This window comes from Mariprofundus sp. NF (assembly GCF_013387455.1).
Lineage (GTDB): Bacteria > Pseudomonadota > Zetaproteobacteria > Mariprofundales > Mariprofundaceae > Mariprofundus.
This window is the reverse complement of record NZ_VWNC01000003.1, coordinates 139,258-158,739: the sequence shown is the minus strand read 5'-3', so window position 1 is coordinate 158,739 and position 19,482 is coordinate 139,258. Positions and strand designations below refer to the sequence as shown.

Below are 19,482 nucleotides of genomic sequence, written 5' to 3'. Positions count from 1 at the left end.
AGATATGGAATATGCAGCTGGCAATGAGCCGTGTTTCAGAGGTTCTGGCGCATTATTCTGTCTTTCTTCTTTGTGATCTCTGTGTTCTTCGTGGTGAATTAATCAGGTGAAAACAACGAGCAACTGGCCCAATGCGATTGCGCACATTGATTGCGATGCCTTTTATGCATCGTGCGAGGCGGCGCGCAGGCCTGATCTGAAGGGCAGGCCGATCTGTGTGTTATCGAGTCAGAATGCCATTGTTGTCGCCAAATCCTACGATGCCAAGGCGCTCGGTATCACCACAGGCATGCCGGTCTGGGAGGCGAAAAAGCTTGCCCCGCAGGCGGTCTTTCTTGCCGCTGACTTTCGTTATTATGGCCAGCTATCGCATAAGCTCTTCTCCATTCTCAGACGTTACAGTCCCGATATTGAGATCTACTCCATTGATGAGGGATTTATGGATATGAATGGCATCCGAACCTTGTGGCGTAAACCCTTTCGGCAGCTTGCAGATGAGATTCGCCAGAGTGTTGAACGTGAAACAGGTATTACCGTTTCCGTCGGTATCAGTGTGACGCGCATACTGGCCAAGCTGGCATCGGAATCGAACAAACCCAATGGTAGCACGGTGATTCCGGGTAAACGGGTCGAGCGTTTTCTGGCTGATATTGCAGTCTCTGATATTCCGGGTATCGGCAGGAACCGTGCCGCGCTGCTGCATAAATGTAATATTTATACGGCCCTGCAGTTTGCCCACATTGAGGATGGTCTCATGCAGCGATTGCTGGGGCGTCACGGTATGATTCTCAAACAGGAGTTGTCCGGCATCTCTGTGATGGGGCTGGAGACCGATCCGCCGCTGGCGAAAAGTATCGCCCGCACTGCCTCGATGGGAGAGGTGACTACCTCGTCTCAGCTTGTGGCTGCACATTTGAGTTATCACACCATGCGGCTGGTCTCAGACCTGGTCGCCAAACAGCTGTTTACCCGCCGTATCCATGTTTTTCTCACCCTTGCTACATTTGAGAAGCGGGGTGCTGATATCCGGCTTGATCTTCCAAGTAGTAGTCTGAAGCGGATCACAGCAGCGGTGAAAGAGGGTTTTATGAAGCTGTTCAGAGCAGAGGAGAGCTATCGCGGCTGCGGCATTGTGGCGACCCATATTAGTCGCGCTGCATCAGCCACCCCCGATCTGTTCGGCCTGATGCATGAGGATGACCGTCAGATGGATTTGATGCTGACGGTGAATCACATCAACAGAAAATATGGTGATCGCACCATCTCACTTGCTGCGGTGAGGAAGATCAAACAGCGACAGAATCGTCCGCGTTTCCAATACCCGTTGCTTATTGCAAGTTGAACTGATCCGGCGACGGAAGATTATAGCTTGCGATTTGGCTCGGTTTTTCTACCATAACAGCCCGCACAATAGGAGGGGACTATGAGCGTTGCAGATGTGATCGCACAGATTAAAGAGGGAAAAAGCCTGGCTGGCGGTGAATTTACCAACCTCAATTTTTCTAATCAGGATCTCTCCGGTGCTGATTTCTCCGGCGCTGACCTGCACGGAAGCAAATTCAATGGTGCAAAGCTGCACAATGTGAATTTCACAGGAGCCAATCTCGGTCACTGTAATTTTGGTGGTTCTGATATGAGTGGTTCCGATATCAGCGGTGCGAATCTCGATGGCAGTGAGATGATTAATGTGAAGCAGACAGGTCTGCGGATTGACCGTGATCGCCTGATCTCCCGTGTTCGCAGTGGCTGGACGCTTGATGGTGTTGATATCTCAGGCATGGATCTGGCTGGTGAGAATCTTCGCTACGCTAAAATTACCTATGCCAATATGCAGGGCTGTAATCTGGAGGGAGCGGATCTGCGCGGTGCTGTACTTTATGAGACCAACCTCGCCTGTTCAAACCTGATGAATGCAGATATGCGTGGTGCCAGTCTGAAACGGGCCAACCTGACCAAAGCCAACCGTACAGGCACTCAGGTATCCAGACGGGCGCTGAAGCGGGCTTTCATTACCGGTGATATTGCTTATCTCGACAATTAAATCCTGATTGAAAACAGGCTGCTGCCCTTGAAGAGTAGAGGGTATCACTACTGCTGAGACGACGTTTCTATTTGAACTGGTAGAATTCGCTGACCTGAAGGTACTCATTATCTTTATAAGAGACTGATTTTTTACCATTTTTGGTGAGCATGCCGATGATCATGTTGGCCTGTTCACAATCCATCGTACCTAACGGTTTTCGCCCACCACCGAGCAGAGCCAGTTCAATGGATACATTGTTGTTTTCAGAGTGCCATAGTGATGTGTATCCGACTACGGTTGCTAAATCTTTTGTATTCATATTTCCCCCTGTTACATGTTCGAGCTTGTCCCCTTTTATCTGTTTTTCCACGCATTCCAAGTAGCCAGCATTCAGTAAAATTGCTTTATAAGCAAATGAATTTTAAAAAACAGCCGCAGGTAGATCTGGTAATGCAGAGTAGAAAGCAGTGGATGCCTGCTTGCTTTTTCGTCTTCTTTTAGCTAGAAAGCGCGCCCGCTCAAAAGGGCGAATTCGCACACCGACCCAACTATTGTGCCCGAAAGGGTGAGGGATGGTGGAAGAAAATAACAATTGGAGAACTTAAATGTCTCAGTTTACTATGAAGCAACTGCTTGAAGCAGGCGTACACTTTGGTCATCAGACCCGTCGCTGGAATCCAAAAATGGCACCGTATATTTTCGGTCAGCGTAATGGCATCCACATTATCGATCTGCAGAAAACTCTGCGTCTGGCCAACGAGGCCTACTCATTCATGAATGCACTGGCAGCAGCCGGTGGCCGCGTACTCTACGTTGGCACCAAGCGTCAGGCTCGTGATGCAGTCAAAGAAGAGTCACTGCGTGCCGGTCAGTTCTATGTTAATCACCGCTGGCTCGGTGGTACCCTGACCAACTTCGCAACCGTTCAGCAGTCTGTTCGTAAGATGAAAGATCTGCAGCGTCAGAAGGAAGAGGGCGTGTTTGAACTGCTGACCAAGAAAGAGGCCCTGGGCCTGCAGCGTTCACTGGATAAACTGGAGCGTTCACTCGGTGGTATCAAGGATATGGTTGAGCTGCCTGACTGCCTGTTCGTAGTTGACGTGCGTAAGGAAGAGCTGGCTGTGAAAGAGGCTCAGAAGCTGGGTATCCCGGTTGTTGCTGTTGTAGATACCAACTGCAACCCAACAGGTATCGATTATGTTGTTCCAGGTAACGACGATGCGATTCGTGCTGTGCGTCTGTTCTGCAGCAAGGTTGCGGATGCCCTGCTTGAAGGTGCTGAAGCTTGGACTCTGGAAAATGCTGAAGATGATGCGGATGTTGTTGAAGCTATGACTGTCGCTGCTGAAGAGACAGCGGCTGACGCGTAATTAATTAAAAGGATACGAGGGTAATTTAGAATGGCTATTACTGCTGCAGATGTAAAAAAACTGCGTGACTTGAGTGGCGCTGGCATGATGGATTGCAAGAAAGCATTGACTGAAACTGATGGTGATGTTGATGCTGCAGTTGATTTCCTGCGTAAGAAAGGTCTGGGTGCTGCATCCAAAAAAGCTGGCCGTATCGCTGCTGAAGGTCTGGTTGTCTCCATTTCCAAAGGCAATGTAGGTGTTGTTCTGGAAGTGAACTCTGAGACTGACTTCGTAAGCAAGAATGATCAGTTTGTCGGTTTCGTGAATGCTGTTGCACAGCTGATCCTCGATAATAATCCTGCTGATGTGGAAGCACTCAAGGCGATGGATTTTGATGGTGAACATAATGTTGAGCAGGCACTCTCTCAGCTGATCGCTACCATTGGCGAGAACATGAGTATTCGCCGCTTCGAGCGCATTGAGGCTGCTGGCGTAGCCTCTTATGTGCACGGTGTTGGTAAGATCGGTGTGTTGATCGGTGTTGACGGTGATGCTGCAGCGGATCTGACTCGTAGCATTGCGATGCATGTGGCAGCGGCTAACCCGCTGTTTATCTCTCGTGATGATGTGGATGCTGATACCGTGGCACGTGAGCGTGCGGTTCTCTCTGAGCGTGCTATCGCAAGTGGCAAACCTGAAGCGATTGTTGATAAGATCGTCACCGGTCAGCTGAATAAATTCTACTCCGACATCTGCCTGCTGGAGCAGGATTTTGTCATGGATACCGACCAGAAGGTTGGCAAAGCACTGGCTGGCGCAACTGTAGTTGCTATGGCCCGTTTTGCACTTGGTGAAGGTATCGAGAAGAAAGAAGAAGATTTTGCTGCAGAAGTTGCGGCACAGATGGCAGGCTGATTGCAGATGTCCGGTATTCGTCGCGAAAGCAGTGAGGATCGCCCTTATAAACGGGTGATGCTCAAGCTTTCCGGCGAAGTACTTATGGGGGAGACGGCATTCGGCGTTGATCCTGACACTATTAACCGACTGGCCAGAGAGATTATCGAAGTTCAGCAGGCAGGTATTGAGCTGGCTATCGTGATCGGTGGCGGCAACATCTTCCGTGGCATGAGTGGTACTGCTTCGGGCATGGATCGTGCCAGTGCAGACTATATGGGCATGCTGGCAACAGTAATGAACTCTATCGCCCTGCAGGATGCAATTGAGCGCAACGGTGCAACGGTGCGTGTTATCTCCGCACTGCATATCAGGGAGATCGCGGAGCCCTATATTCGCCGTCGTGCAGTGCGTCATCTTGAGAAGGGACGTATTCTTATTTTTGCAGCAGGCACTGGTAATCCGTATTTTACAACTGATACTGCCGCCAGTCTCCGTGCTATGGAGATTCAGGCTGATGCTGTGGTGAAGGGAACTAAGGTGGATGGTGTTTATACATCCGATCCGGCTAAAAATCCTGATGCCACACGTTATGATACACTTACATTTACCGAAGCTCTGACCAAACGTCTGGGTGTGATGGATGCGACTGCGATGTCACTCTGTCGCGATAATCATATGCCGATTGTGGTGTTTGATGTGACAACACCGGGTCAGATGCTTAGAGCAGTCTCCGGTGAGCCTGTTGGCACACTGGTTCAGGAGGGGTGAATATGCTCGAAGATCTTGATAACAGAATGCAGAAATCGATTGGTGCGTTGAAGACTGAATTGGCATCGATTCGCACAGGCCGCGCCAATGCTGCGCTGCTCGATCATGTAAGGGTCTCCTACTATGGCTCTGAAGTGCCGATGAATCAGGTGGGCAACCTCTCCGTGCCTGAGCCGCGTATGCTGATGATCACGCCATGGGATAAAACCCAGATTGCAGTGATTGAGAAGGCGATCATGAAATCGGACCTTGGCCTGACACCAACCAGTGATGGTGAAGTGGTTCGTATCATGTTGCCTGAGTTAACAGAAGATCGTCGTCGGGATCTGGTGAAGCAGGTTAAAGCTGTCGGTGAAAAAGCTAAAGTATCCATTCGCAGTATCCGTCGTGATGCCAACGACAGTGTCAAACATCAGGTAAAGGATGACGGACTCCCTGAAGATGAGAGTAAACGTATGCAGGACCGGGTTCAGAAAGTCACCGACAAATTTATCGCCGAAATCGACCAAATTATTGAACATAAAGAAGCTGAAATCCTGACCGTCTGATGTCTTCATCCAAGCAGGCGACCAAGCCTGGGATTCCAAATCATGTCGGCATTGTCATGGACGGTAATGGTCGCTGGGCTAAATCTCAGGGCAAGGTGCGCCTTGAGGGGCATAAAAAAGGTGCTGATGTTGCCCGACAGGTGGTTCGCTGGGCTCAGAAACTTGGCATCAGACATATCTCTCTTTACGCTTTTTCTACAGAAAACTGGGACCGCCCCAAGTTGGAAGTGCGCGCTTTAATGGGCTTGCTGGCCATGATGTTGCCGAAAACACTGCCTGAAATGAAAGAGAATGGTGTTCGATTTCGCGTTTTGGGTGATATTTCACCACTGCCTGCAAAAGCTCGCAAAGCAGTTGAACAGGCCTGTGCTGAAACCTGTGATAACAGTGCTATCGACCTGATTCTATGCCTTAATTATGGCGGTCAGCAGGAGATCGTTGCCGGCGTTCAACAGACCGTTAAGTGGCTTGAGTCTCAGTCGGATTCTGAAAAGGCATTGGCCGAATTAACCCCTGAAACATTCCGTTCTATGCTCTGGCGCCATGATATGGCACCTGTCGATCTGTTGATTCGAACAGGTGGTGAGTGTCGAATCTCCAATTTCCATCTTTGGGATGCAGCCTATGCTGAGCTCTATTTCAGTGATCTCTTCTGGCCCGATTTCACTGAAAATGATCTGCAGATAGCTGTCGAGGATTATGCAGCACGCGAGCGACGCTTTGGTAAAACCAGTGAACAGGTGTGTCGATGAGTGAGTTAAGTAAACGTATCATTACCGCACTGGTTCTGGTTGTTCTGGTCTGGGCCTGGTACTTCAATCTGCCATCGCCATGGTTTGAAACAGTGCTGGCTCTGATTGGCTGGGGTGCAACCTGTGAGTTGATTCTGATGGTGAAGCTGCGCGGTTCAATGGTCTATATGGTCTCATCACTGTTGTTGTGGTTGGCATTTCTAAATTCCCCGCAAGTTGAGTGGCTATTGTTTGCTACACTCTTCTGGTTCGCTGCTTTTGTTGTGATTTCACGCAATCAGGAGGCTTCCTTCAGCCATTTCTTTGCCTTTATCTGGCTCTTTTGCTGGCTCTATCTCTTCACTTTGGCGATTGCTCAAACCCATACTTCAGAGCTTGGTCAGGGTTTGATTATCGGAGCCTGCCTTGCTGTCTGGCTATCGGATATTGCTGCCTATTTTGTTGGTCGTGCTATCGGTAAACATAAGTTGTGCCCTGCAATCAGCCCTGGAAAATCTGTTGAGGGGTTGATTGGCGGTGTTGTTTTCTCTGTGCCTTTAGCTGTGATCTGCTGGCTGACGTGGGATGTGCTGGCTTTGATTCCGGCAATTCTTCTGGCCATTGTAACCGTTTTTGCAGGTGTGTTGGGAGATCTCTCAGAATCAGCGGTCAAACGCCTGACTGGCGTAAAGGATAGTGGTCGCTGGCTACCGGGTCATGGAGGCATCCTTGATCGTATTGATGCGATAATCATGGCTATACCGGTCACCTGGCTGCTATGGGGGATGATCTCGTGAAGCTGACTGTGCTGGGAGCGACAGGTTCCATCGGATGCAGTACGGCTGATGTGATGCTGCAACATCCTGATAAATTTTCCGCTTTTGCTCTGGTTGGTCATCGCAATGATGATAAAATGCTACAGCTGGCCGAACAGTTGAAACCCCAATGGGTGGTGATGACCGATGTGGCTGCAGCAGATCGGCTTAAAGGCCGACTACCTGCCGGAGTGCGGCTTGAAGTGGGTATGGATGCGGCCACTGAGCTGGCAGCAGCTTCTGAGACCGAGATGGTGATGGCTGCGATGGTTGGCTCAGCAGGTCTGCCTGCAACACTGGCCGCTGTAAAAGCCGGTAAACGGGTTGGCCTTGCCAACAAAGAGTGTCTGGTAACGGCCGGTCGCATCTTTATGGATGCGGCGCGCCACTCCGGTGCTGAGGTTGTGCCTGTCGATTCAGAACATGCCGCAGTGCATCAGTGCCTGCATGGCCATGATAAGGGATCAGTGTCACGGGTGGTTCTGACTGCTTCAGGTGGCCCGTTCAGGGATCGTGATCCGGCAACGCTGCAGCATGTGACACCTGAAGAGGCTATTGCCCATCCCAACTGGGATATGGGGGCAAAGATAAGCGTGGATTCGGCAACCATGATGAATAAAGCGCTGGAGTTGATTGAGGCGCGCTGGTTGTTTGATCTGCCAGCTGAGAAATTGTCGGCGATCATCCATCCTGAGAGCATTATTCACGCTATGGTGGAGTATCAGGACGGCTCTGTACTGGCCCAGCTTGCCATGCCCGATATGCGTATGCCTATCGCTTATGCAATGCAGGCGGAGCCAAGATTATCAACAGGTATCCCGTGGCTGGATCTGGCTAAAACCGGGACGCTTCACTTTCAGCAGATCGATGAACAACGCTTTCCGGCTATGCGCCTGGTTAATGATGTCTTGCAGGGAGAGGATTCACTCTCCATTGCACTCAATGCTGCCAATGAAGTGGCCAATGCCGCGTTCAGGGAGCGGCGTATCGCTTTTACAGATATCGTGACAACAGTCGAAAAGGTGCTTGCCCGGGTGGAAAATATACCCGTGGCTCTGCTCAACGATGTGTGGTTGCATGACGAACATGCCAGAAGATTGGCCAATGAGGTGATATCCTGATGCTGGAAATTCTGCATACAACATTTGCTTTTGTTGTAGCAATAGCACTGCTGATAGCGGTGCACGAATATGGTCATTTTTCTGTTGCCCGCCGGCTTGGCATCAAAGTGGAGAAGTTCTCCATCGGTTTTGGTCCGGCACTGCTTTCATGGCGCAGCCGTGATGGAGAGGTGCTCTATGTGATTGCCGCCATTCCGCTGGGTGGCTATGTGAAGATGCTGGGTGAGAATCCGGATCAGCAGGGCGAAGATTCTCAGCAAACCCTCTCCGAAGCAGATAGAGCAAGGGCATTTAATCTTCAGCCAGTCTGGAAGCGGGCTGCAGTTGCTGCTGCAGGGCCTGCATACAACTTTATTTTTGCTATTTTTGCCTACATGCTTGTGGCCTGGCTTGGGCAATCCGTACTTCCACCGACCGTGGGTTACGTGGCACCGGCATCGATTGCTGAGCAGGCCGGATTGCAATCGGGAGACCGGATTCTGAAAGTCGAGGGTCGCGACGTGCATTCGTGGCAGCAGATGGAAGAGCGGCTTAAGGGTTATGTTGGTGATTCCGCCACAGTGAACGTGAATCGGGATGAGAGAGATATCTCTCTGCACATGCAGTTACCAGCTCAGGAGAAGGACGCACTGCTGATTGATGTGGCAGATCAGGTGCTCGGTTTTAATCCCGGACTGGTTGTCTCCATTGAAGAGATTATGGATTCATCTGCTGCGCAGCGAGCCGGTTTGCAGAAGGGTGATGTGATCAAGCAGATCAACGGGATTGCCATTGGTAATGTCAATCAGTTTATCACTCAGGTGCAGCAGCGTGCTGGAGAAGATGTAACGCTGGTGGTTAAACGCGATAGAACTATGCTGAGCCTTACTGTGATACCTGTGGCCGATAGTGATCAGAAGGGTCGTCTGGGTGTGCGTCTGGCATCCCAGTCACTGCATGGTACTGAACTCTATCGCATGGGTATTTTTGAAGGGGTGCAGTACGGTTTTGTCAGAACCTGGGAGATGACGGCTCTGACCCTTGGCGTGTTTGCCAAGATGGTGACATCAGCGATATCACCCGATAACCTCGGCGGCCCGATAGCCATTGCCCAATTGGCAGGAAAAACTGCTGAGTTGGGGCTGGTCTATTTTGTGAGTTTCCTGGCATTGATCTCAGTGAACCTCGGGGTATTAAATTTATTGCCAATTCCCATTCTGGATGGTGGTCTTCTGGTTTATCTGGGGTTGGAGAAGTTGAGAGGAAAACCACTATCACCACGTTTTCTGGAGATGACGCAGGTGGTAGGGCTGGCGCTGATTATCACATTGATGGTGTTTGCGTTTTATAATGATCTTTCGCGTCTATTCAGGGGATAATATGTTTGGCTTAAGGCAATTGGTGTTTGGTTTTGGTCTGCTACTGTCTCTGTGTTCAGTTGCAGGTATTGCTCTGGCTGAGATAGACGGGCAGTCATCTGCCGCAAAAATCCTCTCTATTGATGTTCAGGGCAATCGCTATGTGGAAAATGAGATGGTTCTTGCCAAGATGGGAACCAAGGTGGGGCAGCTTCTAAACCGAAAACAGCTAAGCCGCGATGTGCTGGCCATTCATAAGTCCGGTTTTTTCTCCGATGTGCGTTTTAGTGGCACTCGAACCGGGCAGGGTATTCATCTGGTCTGTCAGGTCAAAGAGTATCCGCTGATTGCCAAGGTTGAGCTTGTAGGCAATGAGGAGCATCCAACCAAGGATCTGCAGCTGCAGATGAAGGTTCGTCCAGGGCGTATTTTCAACCCATTCAATCAGAGATCAGATCTTAATATGATTCGCAAAGGTTATCTGAAGGATGGTTATTATCAGGTTGATGTGAAGTTTACTGCCACACCCCGAGAGGATGGCCGTGTTGATGTGCTGGTGGAGATTATTGAGGGTGAGATCACCACTATTAGACGCATCGGTTTTATCGGTAATGACGCTTTCAGTGATGGTGAGCTGAGGGATGAGATCGCTTCCAGAGAATCATCCATTATCAGCTGGTTTAGCAACAAAGATGTGTTTGATCAGAAACGACTGGGTGCTGATACGCAGCTTATCGAACAGTTTTACCTCAACCACGGCTATCTCGATATTCGTATTGAATCCAGACAGTTGGTTATGGCCCCTGATAAAAGAAGTTTTAACCTGACCTTTAGCCTAAGCGAGGGTGATCAGTATCGGATTTCATCTGTTGGTATTCAGGGTGATATTGTTCCGGATAAGGAGACACTGCTGGAGCTGATTAAACTTGAAGAGGGGCGTATCTACGAACTTAATGATCTCAGGGAGACCATTGATGAGATCACTGCACGTGTCGGTGATGAAGGTTACGCTTTTGCATCAATCACCCCGCTCCTGACCCGCAATATTGAGGAGGATACCGTTGCTGTTGTCTTTGATATTGAGAAGGGGGAAGAGGTCTACGTTGAACGTGTTGAAATCACCGGTAACAGTAAGACCGATGATGAAGTTGTTCGCCGTATTGTCTTGCAGACAGAGGGTTCTCGCTATTCAGGAACTCAGGTAAAGAGAAGTAAGGAGGAAATTGGACGCGCCGTCTATACAGAAGATGTTCGCGTCTCCTTTCCAAAAGGCAGTGCTGCCGATAAGGTCAATATGAAGATCGATGTGACCGAGAAGAAAACTGGCTCATTCACCGCCGGTGTAGGTTATTCAGCCCTTGAGAAATTAACCCTTACAGGTTCAGTTAAAGAGGATAATGCCTTTGGTAAGGGTTATCAGGCGCATCTGGAAGCTTCTTTGGGCGCTCTTACCAAGAATTACAATGTTGGTTTGACTGACCCCTTCTTCCTGGGGGAAAATATGAGTGCCTCTGTAAATCTGTTTAAGACCCAGTCAGATCAGTTGGACATCACTAATTACAGCAGTGACTCTATTGGCGGAGGTGTTGGCTTTGGTTTTCCTGTAACCGACCACATCAGTTACGGTCTGAATTATAGGTATGAGAGAACTAACCTGCAGGTAAATGGTCTGACCACAATATCCGCACTGTTAGCTTCTCAGCTGGGCCGCCAGACTACTGGTGAATTTAGTCAGACACTGACCTGGGACAGTCGCAACAGGTTCGCGGCTGCATCCGAAGGGCATATCGAGCAGTTCCGGGTTTCCGTTGCAGGCCTTGGTGGAGCAAACAAGTTTTATGAAACTGCGCTCTCCAGTAAATATTACTACGGTTTTGGTGAGGATGATCAGTTTGTCTTGAATCCTCTGTTTTCGCTTGGATGGATTAGAGGTTACTCCAATAAAACGATTCCACTGTATCGTCGATACTCTCTCGGTGGCATTGGCTCTGTGAGAGGTTTCGATACCTTGGGAATTACCATGCATGATGCTGCAACCAACGATGCGCTGGGTGGTGATAAGAAGATGGTGATCTCCATGAACCTTTTCTTTCCCATACCATATATGCAGACTGCCGGTATCAGAGGTTTTGTGTTTGGTGATGCGGGTTCAGTCTGGGGTTATACTCCCGGATCGGTTGAGCCAACAAAGTTATCGTTAGGTAGAATTCGCTCTTCAGCGGGTTTCGGACTTGAGTGGTTATCACCGGTAGGGCCTATTGGTATAGTCTGGGCGCTGCCGATTCACAAGTTACCTAATGACCGGTTAAGAAGTTTTGAGTTTATGATGGGCGGAACATTTTAGAGTTTTTAATAATAGTAAAGGAGATTTCAATGTTAAAGAAGATAGGTGTTCGATCATTGCTGCTAACAGTGGGAGCCGTATTTGTGTTCGGTTTTTCTGTAGCACAGGCTGAAGGTCTGAAAGTTGGTTATGTCGATATGAAAAGTGCTATCGACAATACTGCTGATTACCAGAGAGGCATGAAGCGATTGAAAGGCATGCAGGATCAGAAGGTGAAAGAGCTGCAGGCACTCGGTGCTCAGATCAGTAAGCAGGAGAAAGATCTTCTGGGCCAGTCTATGGCGATGTCCCCTGATCGTCTGGCACAGAAACAGCAGGATCTTAAGTCTATGCGGACTGAGTTCCAGCGTAAGCAGCAGGATGCACAGGAAGCCCTTTCAGCTGAAAAGAATCGTCTGGATATGGCTGTTGGTGGGAAATTCCAGGCTGTGGTAACCGCTTATGGCAAAAAAGGTGGTTTTGATATGATCATGCCAAGGCCGATGTTTCTCTATATCGATCCGAAACTTGATATTACTGGTGATATCACCAAACTTCTGGATGCTAAAAAGTAAGAGCCTCTTTTGAACTCAATTACGATAGCTGAAGCTGCTGACATTGTCGGCGGTGAACTTGCTGGCCCGGTTATGGATACGCCCGATCATCTGATCAGCGGCGTCAATTCTCTTGCCGATGCGGGCAGTAGTGAGCTCTCATTTTTAGCGAATAAACGTTATAAGGGGCAGCTTGAGACAACCGGCGCTGCCGCTGTGTTTCTCACTGCTAACCAGAGTGCGCCTGAAACTATGGGCGTTATTCGCGTCGATGATCCCTATCTCGCATTTGCCAGGCTTCAGCGTCACTTTTATCCGCTGCCATCAGGAACAGGTCAACAGCACGTTTCGGCTGTGATTGATGAGAGTGCTACGCTTGCTGAGAATGTGGATGTAGGTCCTAACGCGGTGATCGGAGCACATACCACTATCGGTACCGGAACGATTATCGGGCCTGGCTGTGTGGTTGGTGAGAATGTGCAGATTGGTGAACGCTGTATTCTTAATGCCAATAGTGTGGTTGCCTATGACTGTATACTTGGTGATGAAGTAATCCTGCAACCTGGAGCCACCATCGGTGCAGATGGCTTTGGTTATGCCTGGGATGGTGGCAAGTTTCTCAAAATTCCACAGGCTGGTCGTGTTATTCTTGAGGATGATGTTGAAGTGGGTGCCAATGCATCGGTTGATCGTGGTGCCATTGGTGACACTGTGCTTGAGCGCGGCGTCAAACTCGATAATCTGGTTCAAATTGCCCATAACGTTCGTGTTGGAGCCTACTCGGTGATGGCCAGTCAGGTTGGGATATCCGGATCGACGACCATTGGTAAGGGTTGTCAGTTTGGCGGCCAGAGCGGTGCTGCCGGACATCTGGTCATTGGTGATGGCTGTAAACTGGCAGGTAAAAGCGGCGTGCTTGGCGACCTTGAAGCAGGTGGCGTCTATGCCGGTTCACCTGCCATGCCGCACCGTATGTGGCTGAAGGTATCGGCATTGATGATGAAGCTGCCGGAGATCATAAAGGCGCAGCAGAAGTAAGCCATCGCTTCACCCGTTGAATAATCATATACCCATGGAGAGTGGTATGCCTGAATTAAATATTGAAGAGATCATGCAGCATCTGCCGCATCGTTATCCATTTCTGCTGATTGATCGCATCCTCGACTTCGAGAAGGAAAAGACCATTCGTGCGCTGAAAAATGTGACGATCAATGAGCCGCAGTTTACCGGTCATTTCCCTAACCATCCGGTGATGCCGGGTGTCTTGCTTATCGAAGCGATGGCGCAGGCTGGTGGTATGCTGGCATTTCAGTCAGTTGAAGATGACCGCGAATATCTTGTCTATTTCACAGGTATTGATGGTGTTCGTTTCCGTAAACCTGTGCGGCCGGGAGACCAGGTGATCTTTGAACTGACCTGCCTGAGGCGTCGCGGTTTCCTCTGGAAGCTGCGTGGAGAAGCTTTTGTGGATGGCAAACTGGTCTGTGAAGGTGACCTGACGGCAACACTGGTGCCGCAAGAGAGCGCATGAGTCCCGTGATTCACCCAACCGCAATTATTGATACAGGTGCGGAACTTGGTGAGGGCGTAAGCGTCGGGCCTTACTCCGTTGTCGGGCCGAATGTTAAGATTGGTGATAACTGTGAGTTACTGAGCCATACCGTGATTACCGGTAACACGACCATGGGCTCGGGCAATAGAATTTTTCCATTCAGCTCCATCGGCCAGATTCCCCAGGATCTAAAATTTCACGGTGAACCATCTGAAGTCATTATTGGTGACAATAACCAGATTCGTGAAAATGTGACCATCAACGCCGGTACTGAAGGTGGTGGTATGGTCACCCGTATCGGCAATAACAATATGCTGATGGCCTATACCCACGTAGCCCACGACTGCATTCTTGGTAACGGTATCGTACTGGCCAATTGCGCCACGCTGGCTGGACATGTTGAAGTGGATGATCAGGCTATTATCGGTGGCCTCTCCGCAATTCAGCAGTTTGTTCGCATCGGCAAGCTGGCGATGATTGGTGGTATGAGCGGTGTAACCAAGGATGTTGCGCCTTACTGCCTGCTGGCAGGCGGTTATCGTGCCGGTCTCTCGGGGCTGAATCTGATCGGTCTGAAACGCAAAGGGTTTAATACGACCCAGATTACCCGCTTGAAAGAGATCTATCGCATTCTACTTCTGGAGAGTGGTAAACGTGATGTGCGTCTGCTTGAAGCTGAAGCTCTGCTGCAGGATGGTGATGATGTGGCTCGTGAGATCATTGAGTTTGTTCGTGGTGCCAAGCGTGGGCTGATGACCCACGGTCGCGACTCAGAATAACGTGTCATAAATTATGAAGAAAATCGGTCTGATCGCCGGATATGGTCACTTTCCTTTAGAGCTTGCCCGGTCACTGCATCAGGCTGGTTATGAAGTACACACCGTTGCTGCACGTGAAGAGACATATCCCGAAATTGAAAAAATAACCGCCTCTACCTGCTGGCTGCATGTCGGCCAGATTGGCGGTATGATCAAAGCATTCAAACGTGCCGGTGTCAGCGAAGTAGTGATGGCCGGCAAGGTGCGCAAGCTTCACCTGTTCCGTAATTTCAGACCCGATCTCACTGCCATGAAAGGGCTGTTGCGCCTCAAAGACAAACGAGATGACTCGATTTTAAATACCATTGCCGATCTTCTGCATGAGGGTGGATTGACGCTGATTGATCAGACGCGCTATGCCGGTGAGATGCTGGCCGGTGAGGGGCATCTGGCAGGACCAGCTGCTAAAAAAAGAGTGCCGGATATGGCGTTTGGATTCTCGCAGGCCAAAGGCGTTGCCGGGCTGGATATTGGTCAGACCGTTGTAGTGCAGAAGCAGGCGGTACTGGCGGTTGAAGCGATTGAAGGAACTGATGAGTCGATCAAACGCGGAGGCTCTCTGGGCAGTGGTGAAGCAGCGGTGATCAAGGTGGCCAAGCCCAATCAGGATCTGCGTTTCGATGTGCCTGCTGTTGGCCCGGATACACTGGAGACCATGAAAGCTTCGGGCTGTAATCTGCTGGTGGTTGAGGCTGGGAAAACCCTGATGATCGAACGGCAGCGTTTTATCGAACTGGCCGGGCAGTACGGGATTTCCGTCTATGGATATGCAGAGGATTGATCATCCCCGTTTCGTCGTGGGTATAATCCTGTGACCCGCTTTTTTATCAGTGCTGGAGAGACTTCGGGTGACCTGCACGCTGCTACCGTTGTAAAAGCACTCAAAACCCGTTTTCCCGATGCACCCATCCACGGTATTGCCGGTACTCAGATGGTCGTCCAGGGGTGTGAGCCCGTGCGTCATATGAGTGAGCTTAATGTGATGGGGCTTGGCGATGTATTGCGTTCACTATCCAGAATCAAAGATGTCGAAGCCTCCGTTATCGGTTGGTGCGGCACACAAAAGCCTGATGTCGCTATTCTCGTCGATTTCTCCAGTTTCCATATGCGCCTTGGCCGTAAACTCCGTGCACTCGGAATTCCTGTTGTTCATTTTGTTGCGCCCAAACTGTGGGCGTGGGGCAGCTGGCGGGTCAGGAAACTGAGAAAGTCGCAGGACAGGCTGGCTTGTATTCTGCCCTTTGAGCCGGAGTGGTTTGCAAAACGTGGCATTAAAGATGTTCGTTATGTCGGTAACCCCAGTGCAGTAGGTTGTGCAGGTGGCTGGACGATGGCCGAGCTTAAGGCAAAGCTTGAAATCGGGGAGGAGAAGAAGCTTCTCGCCCTGCTGCCGGGCAGTCGGCCACAGGAGCTGCGTATGCATGTGCCAATTCTGACGGAACTGCTGCAGCATATTCGTCTTGAAATCCCCGATCTGAGCTGTGTGGTGCCGGTGGCCCCCGGTGTGGATAGAGAGCTCCTTGAGCCGCTCTGGCAGCAGGGAGCAAAACAGATTGATCGAACTGCCAATGGCTATGCCATGCGCGCCGATGCCGCTGTAGCTGTTTCAGGTACAGCTACGCTTGAGTTGGCACTGTGGAATACACCGACAGTACTGGTCTATAGATCCTCACCGGTGACGATTTTTCTGGCCAGAAGACTGGTCAATCTGACATGTGCAGGTCTGGCCAACATCATCCTTGGTGATCGCCCTGTAATGCCTGAGTTGATTCAGGAACAGTGCACACTCGATCATATCATGAGCGAGCTTATGCCACTGCTGCGCAACGAAGCTGCAGCGCAGAATCAACGTGATGAATTCTCCGAACTACGCCGCATTCTTGGCGATAAGCACGCCGCTACAGGTGTTGTTGATATGGTGGAAGAGCTGCTCTAGCTCGAGCCGGTTGCTTTATCAATATTAGAGCCACGTCTATAAAATGCCTCGCAACTATCAGCGGGGAATGCGGACTTTTGGCATGCGGTTGAGGATGATATCTGTTTTTTCATACATCCAGTCGGTGCGATTACCATCGTAGTAGCGGGGGTTGGGCAGGATTGAGGCTAGCCTTGCCGCCTGCCATGAGGTGAGTCTGGCAGCGGAGACACCGTAGTGATGGCGTGCAGCAGCTTCGGCACCGTAGATGCCATGGCCCCATTCGGCATAGTTAAGATAGAGCTCAAGAATGCGCTGTTTGGAGAGGGTGGTCTCCATCATGATTGTAATCAGTGTCTCTTCTGCTTTGCGTATGAAGGAGCGTTCACCGGATAAAAATAGATTCTTGGCCAGTTGCTGTGAAATGGTTGAGCCGCCTGCAGCAATGCGGCCTTGCTCCATATTCTTCTCCAGTGCCAGCTGGATGCCTTGCCAGTCGAAACCGCTGTGATTCACAAAGGCTGCATCTTCAGCGGCAATGACCGCACGTTTGAGATGCGAGGAGATGCGGCTGTAGTTCACCCACTGCTGCCTTAATCTGACCTTGGGGTTGTTCTCCGATGCCTGCTGCATGAATGCACTCATCTCCGGATTTGAACCGCGCATTTCTAGCAGTTGCGAGAAGATCCAGAGGTGCCAGCCGATAACCATGAACAGTAGTGCAAACAGGACCTGCCTGATCCGGCGGTATTTAAAATCAGGGGACGGGGCAGGAGTGGTGGCTATTGCAGGGGCAAGCTGATCGGGCATGGATGGAGAGATGTGATTCATGGGCCGGAGGCTTGGCTTTGTCGGCTGCTGATCCAATGAGGTGGGTCACAGTTTTAACCGCGCAAAACAAAGGCCGACTTTTCAGCCGGCCTTCTACTCTGCGCCAAGGGGGGGGGAGAGGTGGCGCAGAGGTTACAGGTGGCTTAGCTCTTCTTGAGCCACATCTCGTAGATCGATACCACCCACATAAATGCGAATGCGACGGCCATGCCTGCACCACCGAACATCACCAGCCAGGCAAAGGCGGGGTCGAATTTAGTTAACCACCACGATGCAATATCCAGTACCTGTGAAATATAGGGCATGGCAATGGCAGAGGCCTTCAACCATGTAGGTATGCCTGTCGCGAAGGAGAAGATCAGGCCGACGAACATAAAGATAAAGGCGATCCCGAAGAGGTGGATATGAGAAACGCGGGTTAGCGAAGCGAAACTTGCGCCGCTGTCGGTCTCTGAAACATGTTTGACCGATTCAAATGTACTGAAATCAGGCAGGCCTGAGTCTGCGTTATGGCACATCAGGCAGCTGTTTTCAAAGATCGGTTTAATGGTGGTCTTAAACTGCGTCTCATCTGCACCTTCACGTACCCATTTGATAATCTTGAAGCGTTCTTCATCGGAAGCATTCTCTTTCATGGAGCCGTTAAGTTTATTCTCGATCAGGGAGCCGTTGCGGTTGCCGTAGTAGCTGTAGACGATGTCATCTACCGACAGGCCGACCTTGCCATCTGCCATGCCGTGGGTGAATAGAATCTGAGTGAATGCCATCATATATCCGATGCCGACTACGATTAGATAGCTGGTGAATAGTACCTTTAGCGATGTATTGATGTTTGTGAATGTCCAGTTGGGCATGATTCCTCCAGTTTAGCAAAACTATTTCGACGGCATAATACATGGTATTACAATATAAGCAAATAATAATGTCATGATGTGATTGTGGGCAGTTGAAAGTAATGGGAGCTGGAGGGGATATTGGTTTTATCCCTGTCCCATCGTGCCCTTGATTACTTGATAACTCTGAAAAAGTAAGGGAATCATTCAATTATATCCTGAAAGTGGTGCTTGACCGGCTACCACCATTATTGATAATGCGCGCCTGCTTTAAATCGTCTGGAGGTGAGCATGCAGCGGCAGTGGTTCGTGATTTTGCAGAATCTTCCGGCGGCAGGCAGGGCATGGGATGTCGACGTGCCGAAAAAACTGTTGCAGGACAGTGAGTTCGGTGAAGTTGATGTGGTTTCCGGTCTGTGCGCTGATGTGCACTGGAGTATGTTGCTTGAACGTCAGGCCAATCTGTTTCACATGACTGGCCAGTGGCAGGCAGAGATGCCGCGTCACTGTTCGCGTTGTAATGCGGCATTCAACTGGCAGGTGACAGGGCAGACTGAACGACAGTTTCAGCTTGGCCTGGAGTCGGCTGATGACGAGAGTGATAGCCTCTGTGAGTTTGTTGCAGCGCCCGGCGAAGTGAATTTGGTTGATGTGCTACGCGAGGATATCTGGCTGGCGTGGAAGGCTGATGTGATTTGCAGTGAAACCTGCAGAGGCTTGTGTCAGGGTTGTGGCAACAATCTTAATACAAGCGCCTGCAAGTGCGAGCGGGATGAGAGTGATCATCCATTTGCTGCACTACGTAATTTGAAGCTTGATGGTTAATTTTTCACCACTGGTGAAAGGAGAGTAAGAAATGGCAGTTCCAAAGAGAAAAACAAGCGCGTCCAAGCGCAATATGCGTCGCTCACATGATCGTATTGTACCGGCTGGCATGAGTGAATGCCCCGAGTGCGGCGAAACAATGCGTCCACACCATGCATGTCCACATTGCGGCACCTACAAAGGCCGTGAAGTAACCTCTTCCAGCGAAGACTAAAATAGTCTTTTGTCAGCGATCAGCA

The 19,482-nt window shown here is 50.2% G+C and carries 22 protein-coding genes; 19 read left to right on the top strand and 3 right to left on the bottom strand.

The annotated features are described in order from the left end of the window. Positions 1–106 precede the first annotated feature (106 nt). Positions 107–1,342, top strand: coding sequence for a DNA polymerase IV (locus F3F96_RS12700; RefSeq protein ID WP_176962356.1), 1,236 nt, complete (start codon positions 107–109; stop codon positions 1,340–1,342). 81 nt (positions 1,343–1,423) lie between these two features. Continuing rightward, positions 1,424–2,041 carry a pentapeptide repeat-containing protein gene (locus tag F3F96_RS06040; protein WP_176962355.1) on the top strand — a complete coding sequence of 206 codons (618 nt, stop codon included), beginning with the start codon at positions 1,424–1,426 and terminating at the stop codon, positions 2,039–2,041. 67 nt (positions 2,042–2,108) lie between these two features. Here the strand turns inward: F3F96_RS06040 and F3F96_RS06035 are convergent, their stop codons facing one another. Further along, a complete protein-coding gene (locus F3F96_RS06035; RefSeq protein ID WP_176962354.1) occupies positions 2,109–2,342 on the bottom strand; it encodes a hypothetical protein in 234 nt (77 codons plus the stop codon). A 286-nt stretch (positions 2,343–2,628) separates the two neighbouring features. Here F3F96_RS06035 and rpsB point away from each other — a divergent pair, with 286 nt between their 5' ends. Genes rpsB through lpxB form a run of 15 tightly spaced genes read left to right on the top strand, consistent with a single transcriptional unit; the run spans position 2,629 to position 16,775 of the window. Beyond that, complete coding sequence (gene rpsB / locus F3F96_RS06030; RefSeq protein WP_176962353.1) at positions 2,629–3,393, top strand: 30S ribosomal protein S2; 765 nt, start codon at positions 2,629–2,631, stop codon at positions 3,391–3,393. A gap of 30 nt (positions 3,394–3,423) precedes the next feature. Then, complete coding sequence (tsf, locus tag F3F96_RS06025; RefSeq protein ID WP_176962352.1) at positions 3,424–4,290, top strand: translation elongation factor Ts; 867 nt, start codon at positions 3,424–3,426, stop codon at positions 4,288–4,290. Between the two features lie 6 nt (positions 4,291–4,296). Further along, positions 4,297–5,040 (top strand): UMP kinase, encoded by a 744-nt coding sequence (gene pyrH / locus F3F96_RS06020; RefSeq protein ID WP_176962351.1) that lies wholly within the window; start codon positions 4,297–4,299, stop codon positions 5,038–5,040. Between the two features lie 2 nt (positions 5,041–5,042). Further along, positions 5,043–5,588 (top strand): ribosome recycling factor, encoded by a 546-nt coding sequence (gene frr / locus F3F96_RS06015; RefSeq protein ID WP_176962350.1) that lies wholly within the window; start codon positions 5,043–5,045, stop codon positions 5,586–5,588. Further along, on the top strand, positions 5,588–6,340 hold the full coding sequence (uppS, locus tag F3F96_RS06010) for a polyprenyl diphosphate synthase (protein ID WP_176962349.1): 753 nt from the start codon (positions 5,588–5,590) through the stop codon (positions 6,338–6,340). The genes frr and uppS overlap by 1 nt, the downstream gene beginning before the upstream one ends. After that, a complete protein-coding gene (locus F3F96_RS06005) occupies positions 6,337–7,116 on the top strand; it encodes a phosphatidate cytidylyltransferase (RefSeq protein WP_176962348.1) in 780 nt (259 codons plus the stop codon). The genes uppS and F3F96_RS06005 overlap by 4 nt, the downstream gene beginning before the upstream one ends. Then, positions 7,098–8,255, top strand: a complete 1,158-nt coding sequence (dxr, locus tag F3F96_RS06000) for a 1-deoxy-D-xylulose-5-phosphate reductoisomerase (protein WP_176962347.1) — start codon at positions 7,098–7,100, stop codon at positions 8,253–8,255. Before F3F96_RS06005 ends, dxr begins: the two co-directional genes overlap by 19 nt. Continuing rightward, entirely contained in the window at positions 8,255–9,613 is a 1,359-nt protein-coding gene (gene rseP, locus F3F96_RS05995) for an RIP metalloprotease RseP (protein WP_176962346.1), read from the top strand. The genes dxr and rseP overlap by 1 nt, the downstream gene beginning before the upstream one ends. A 1-nt stretch (position 9,614) precedes the next feature. Beyond that, complete coding sequence (gene bamA / locus F3F96_RS05990; RefSeq protein ID WP_176962345.1) at positions 9,615–11,936, top strand: outer membrane protein assembly factor BamA; 2,322 nt, start codon at positions 9,615–9,617, stop codon at positions 11,934–11,936. Between the two features lie 29 nt (positions 11,937–11,965). Continuing rightward, positions 11,966–12,490, top strand: coding sequence for an OmpH family outer membrane protein (locus F3F96_RS05985; protein ID WP_176962344.1), 525 nt, complete (start codon positions 11,966–11,968; stop codon positions 12,488–12,490). 9 nt (positions 12,491–12,499) lie between these two features. Beyond that, complete coding sequence (gene lpxD / locus F3F96_RS05980) at positions 12,500–13,507, top strand: UDP-3-O-(3-hydroxymyristoyl)glucosamine N-acyltransferase (RefSeq protein ID WP_176962343.1); 1,008 nt, start codon at positions 12,500–12,502, stop codon at positions 13,505–13,507. 46 nt (positions 13,508–13,553) lie between these two features. Beyond that, positions 13,554–14,000 (top strand): 3-hydroxyacyl-ACP dehydratase FabZ, encoded by a 447-nt coding sequence (gene fabZ, locus F3F96_RS05975; RefSeq protein WP_176962342.1) that lies wholly within the window; start codon positions 13,554–13,556, stop codon positions 13,998–14,000. Continuing rightward, positions 13,997–14,800 carry an acyl-ACP--UDP-N-acetylglucosamine O-acyltransferase gene (gene lpxA / locus F3F96_RS05970; RefSeq protein WP_176962341.1) on the top strand — a complete coding sequence of 268 codons (804 nt, stop codon included), beginning with the start codon at positions 13,997–13,999 and terminating at the stop codon, positions 14,798–14,800. Before fabZ ends, lpxA begins: the two co-directional genes overlap by 4 nt. 13 nt (positions 14,801–14,813) lie before the next feature. Further along, on the top strand, positions 14,814–15,620 hold the full coding sequence (locus tag F3F96_RS05965; protein WP_176962340.1) for an LpxI family protein: 807 nt from the start codon (positions 14,814–14,816) through the stop codon (positions 15,618–15,620). A 30-nt stretch (positions 15,621–15,650) separates the two neighbouring features. After that, positions 15,651–16,775, top strand: coding sequence for a lipid-A-disaccharide synthase (gene lpxB / locus F3F96_RS05960; RefSeq protein ID WP_176962339.1), 1,125 nt, complete (start codon positions 15,651–15,653; stop codon positions 16,773–16,775). A gap of 57 nt (positions 16,776–16,832) precedes the next feature. On the opposite strand, the gene mtgA is transcribed toward lpxB, so the two are convergent. Together mtgA and F3F96_RS05950 are read right to left on the bottom strand one after the other, a co-directional pair. Next, entirely contained in the window at positions 16,833–17,576 is a 744-nt protein-coding gene (mtgA, locus tag F3F96_RS05955; RefSeq protein ID WP_370465511.1) for a monofunctional biosynthetic peptidoglycan transglycosylase, read from the bottom strand. Between the two features lie 152 nt (positions 17,577–17,728). Beyond that, positions 17,729–18,439, bottom strand: a complete 711-nt coding sequence (locus F3F96_RS05950) for an elongation factor-1 alpha (protein WP_176962338.1) — start codon at positions 18,437–18,439, stop codon at positions 17,729–17,731. Between the two features lie 270 nt (positions 18,440–18,709). On the opposite strand from F3F96_RS05950, the gene F3F96_RS05945 reads away from it, so the two are divergent. Together F3F96_RS05945 and rpmF are read left to right on the top strand one after the other, a co-directional pair. Then, positions 18,710–19,243, top strand: coding sequence for a DUF177 domain-containing protein (locus F3F96_RS05945; protein ID WP_176962337.1), 534 nt, complete (start codon positions 18,710–18,712; stop codon positions 19,241–19,243). A gap of 31 nt (positions 19,244–19,274) precedes the next feature. After that, entirely contained in the window at positions 19,275–19,457 is a 183-nt protein-coding gene (gene rpmF, locus F3F96_RS05940; RefSeq protein WP_176962336.1) for a 50S ribosomal protein L32, read from the top strand. Positions 19,458–19,482 lie beyond the last annotated feature (25 nt).

Coding starts and splice junctions, on each gene's coding strand:
- rpmF (WP_176962336.1), top strand. CDS start 19,275: ATGGCAGTTCCAAAGAGAAAAACAAGCGCGTCCAAGCGCAATATGCGT.
- F3F96_RS05965 (WP_176962340.1), top strand. CDS start 14,814: ATGAAGAAAATCGGTCTGATCGCCGGATATGGTCACTTTCCTTTAGAG.
- F3F96_RS05950 (WP_176962338.1), bottom strand. CDS start 18,439: ATGCCCAACTGGACATTCACAAACATCAATACATCGCTAAAGGTACTA.
- tsf (WP_176962352.1), top strand. CDS start 3,424: ATGGCTATTACTGCTGCAGATGTAAAAAAACTGCGTGACTTGAGTGGC.
- dxr (WP_176962347.1), top strand. CDS start 7,098: ATGGGGGATGATCTCGTGAAGCTGACTGTGCTGGGAGCGACAGGTTCC.
- F3F96_RS05945 (WP_176962337.1), top strand. CDS start 18,710: ATGCAGCGGCAGTGGTTCGTGATTTTGCAGAATCTTCCGGCGGCAGGC.
- lpxA (WP_176962341.1), top strand. CDS start 13,997: ATGAGTCCCGTGATTCACCCAACCGCAATTATTGATACAGGTGCGGAA.
- fabZ (WP_176962342.1), top strand. CDS start 13,554: ATGCCTGAATTAAATATTGAAGAGATCATGCAGCATCTGCCGCATCGT.
- rpsB (WP_176962353.1), top strand. CDS start 2,629: ATGTCTCAGTTTACTATGAAGCAACTGCTTGAAGCAGGCGTACACTTT.
- F3F96_RS05985 (WP_176962344.1), top strand. CDS start 11,966: ATGTTAAAGAAGATAGGTGTTCGATCATTGCTGCTAACAGTGGGAGCC.
- uppS (WP_176962349.1), top strand. CDS start 5,588: ATGTCTTCATCCAAGCAGGCGACCAAGCCTGGGATTCCAAATCATGTC.
- F3F96_RS06035 (WP_176962354.1), bottom strand. CDS start 2,342: ATGAATACAAAAGATTTAGCAACCGTAGTCGGATACACATCACTATGG.
- rseP (WP_176962346.1), top strand. CDS start 8,255: ATGCTGGAAATTCTGCATACAACATTTGCTTTTGTTGTAGCAATAGCA.
- pyrH (WP_176962351.1), top strand. CDS start 4,297: ATGTCCGGTATTCGTCGCGAAAGCAGTGAGGATCGCCCTTATAAACGG.
- F3F96_RS06005 (WP_176962348.1), top strand. CDS start 6,337: ATGAGTGAGTTAAGTAAACGTATCATTACCGCACTGGTTCTGGTTGTT.
- frr (WP_176962350.1), top strand. CDS start 5,043: ATGCTCGAAGATCTTGATAACAGAATGCAGAAATCGATTGGTGCGTTG.
- bamA (WP_176962345.1), top strand. CDS start 9,615: ATGTTTGGCTTAAGGCAATTGGTGTTTGGTTTTGGTCTGCTACTGTCT.
- F3F96_RS06040 (WP_176962355.1), top strand. CDS start 1,424: ATGAGCGTTGCAGATGTGATCGCACAGATTAAAGAGGGAAAAAGCCTG.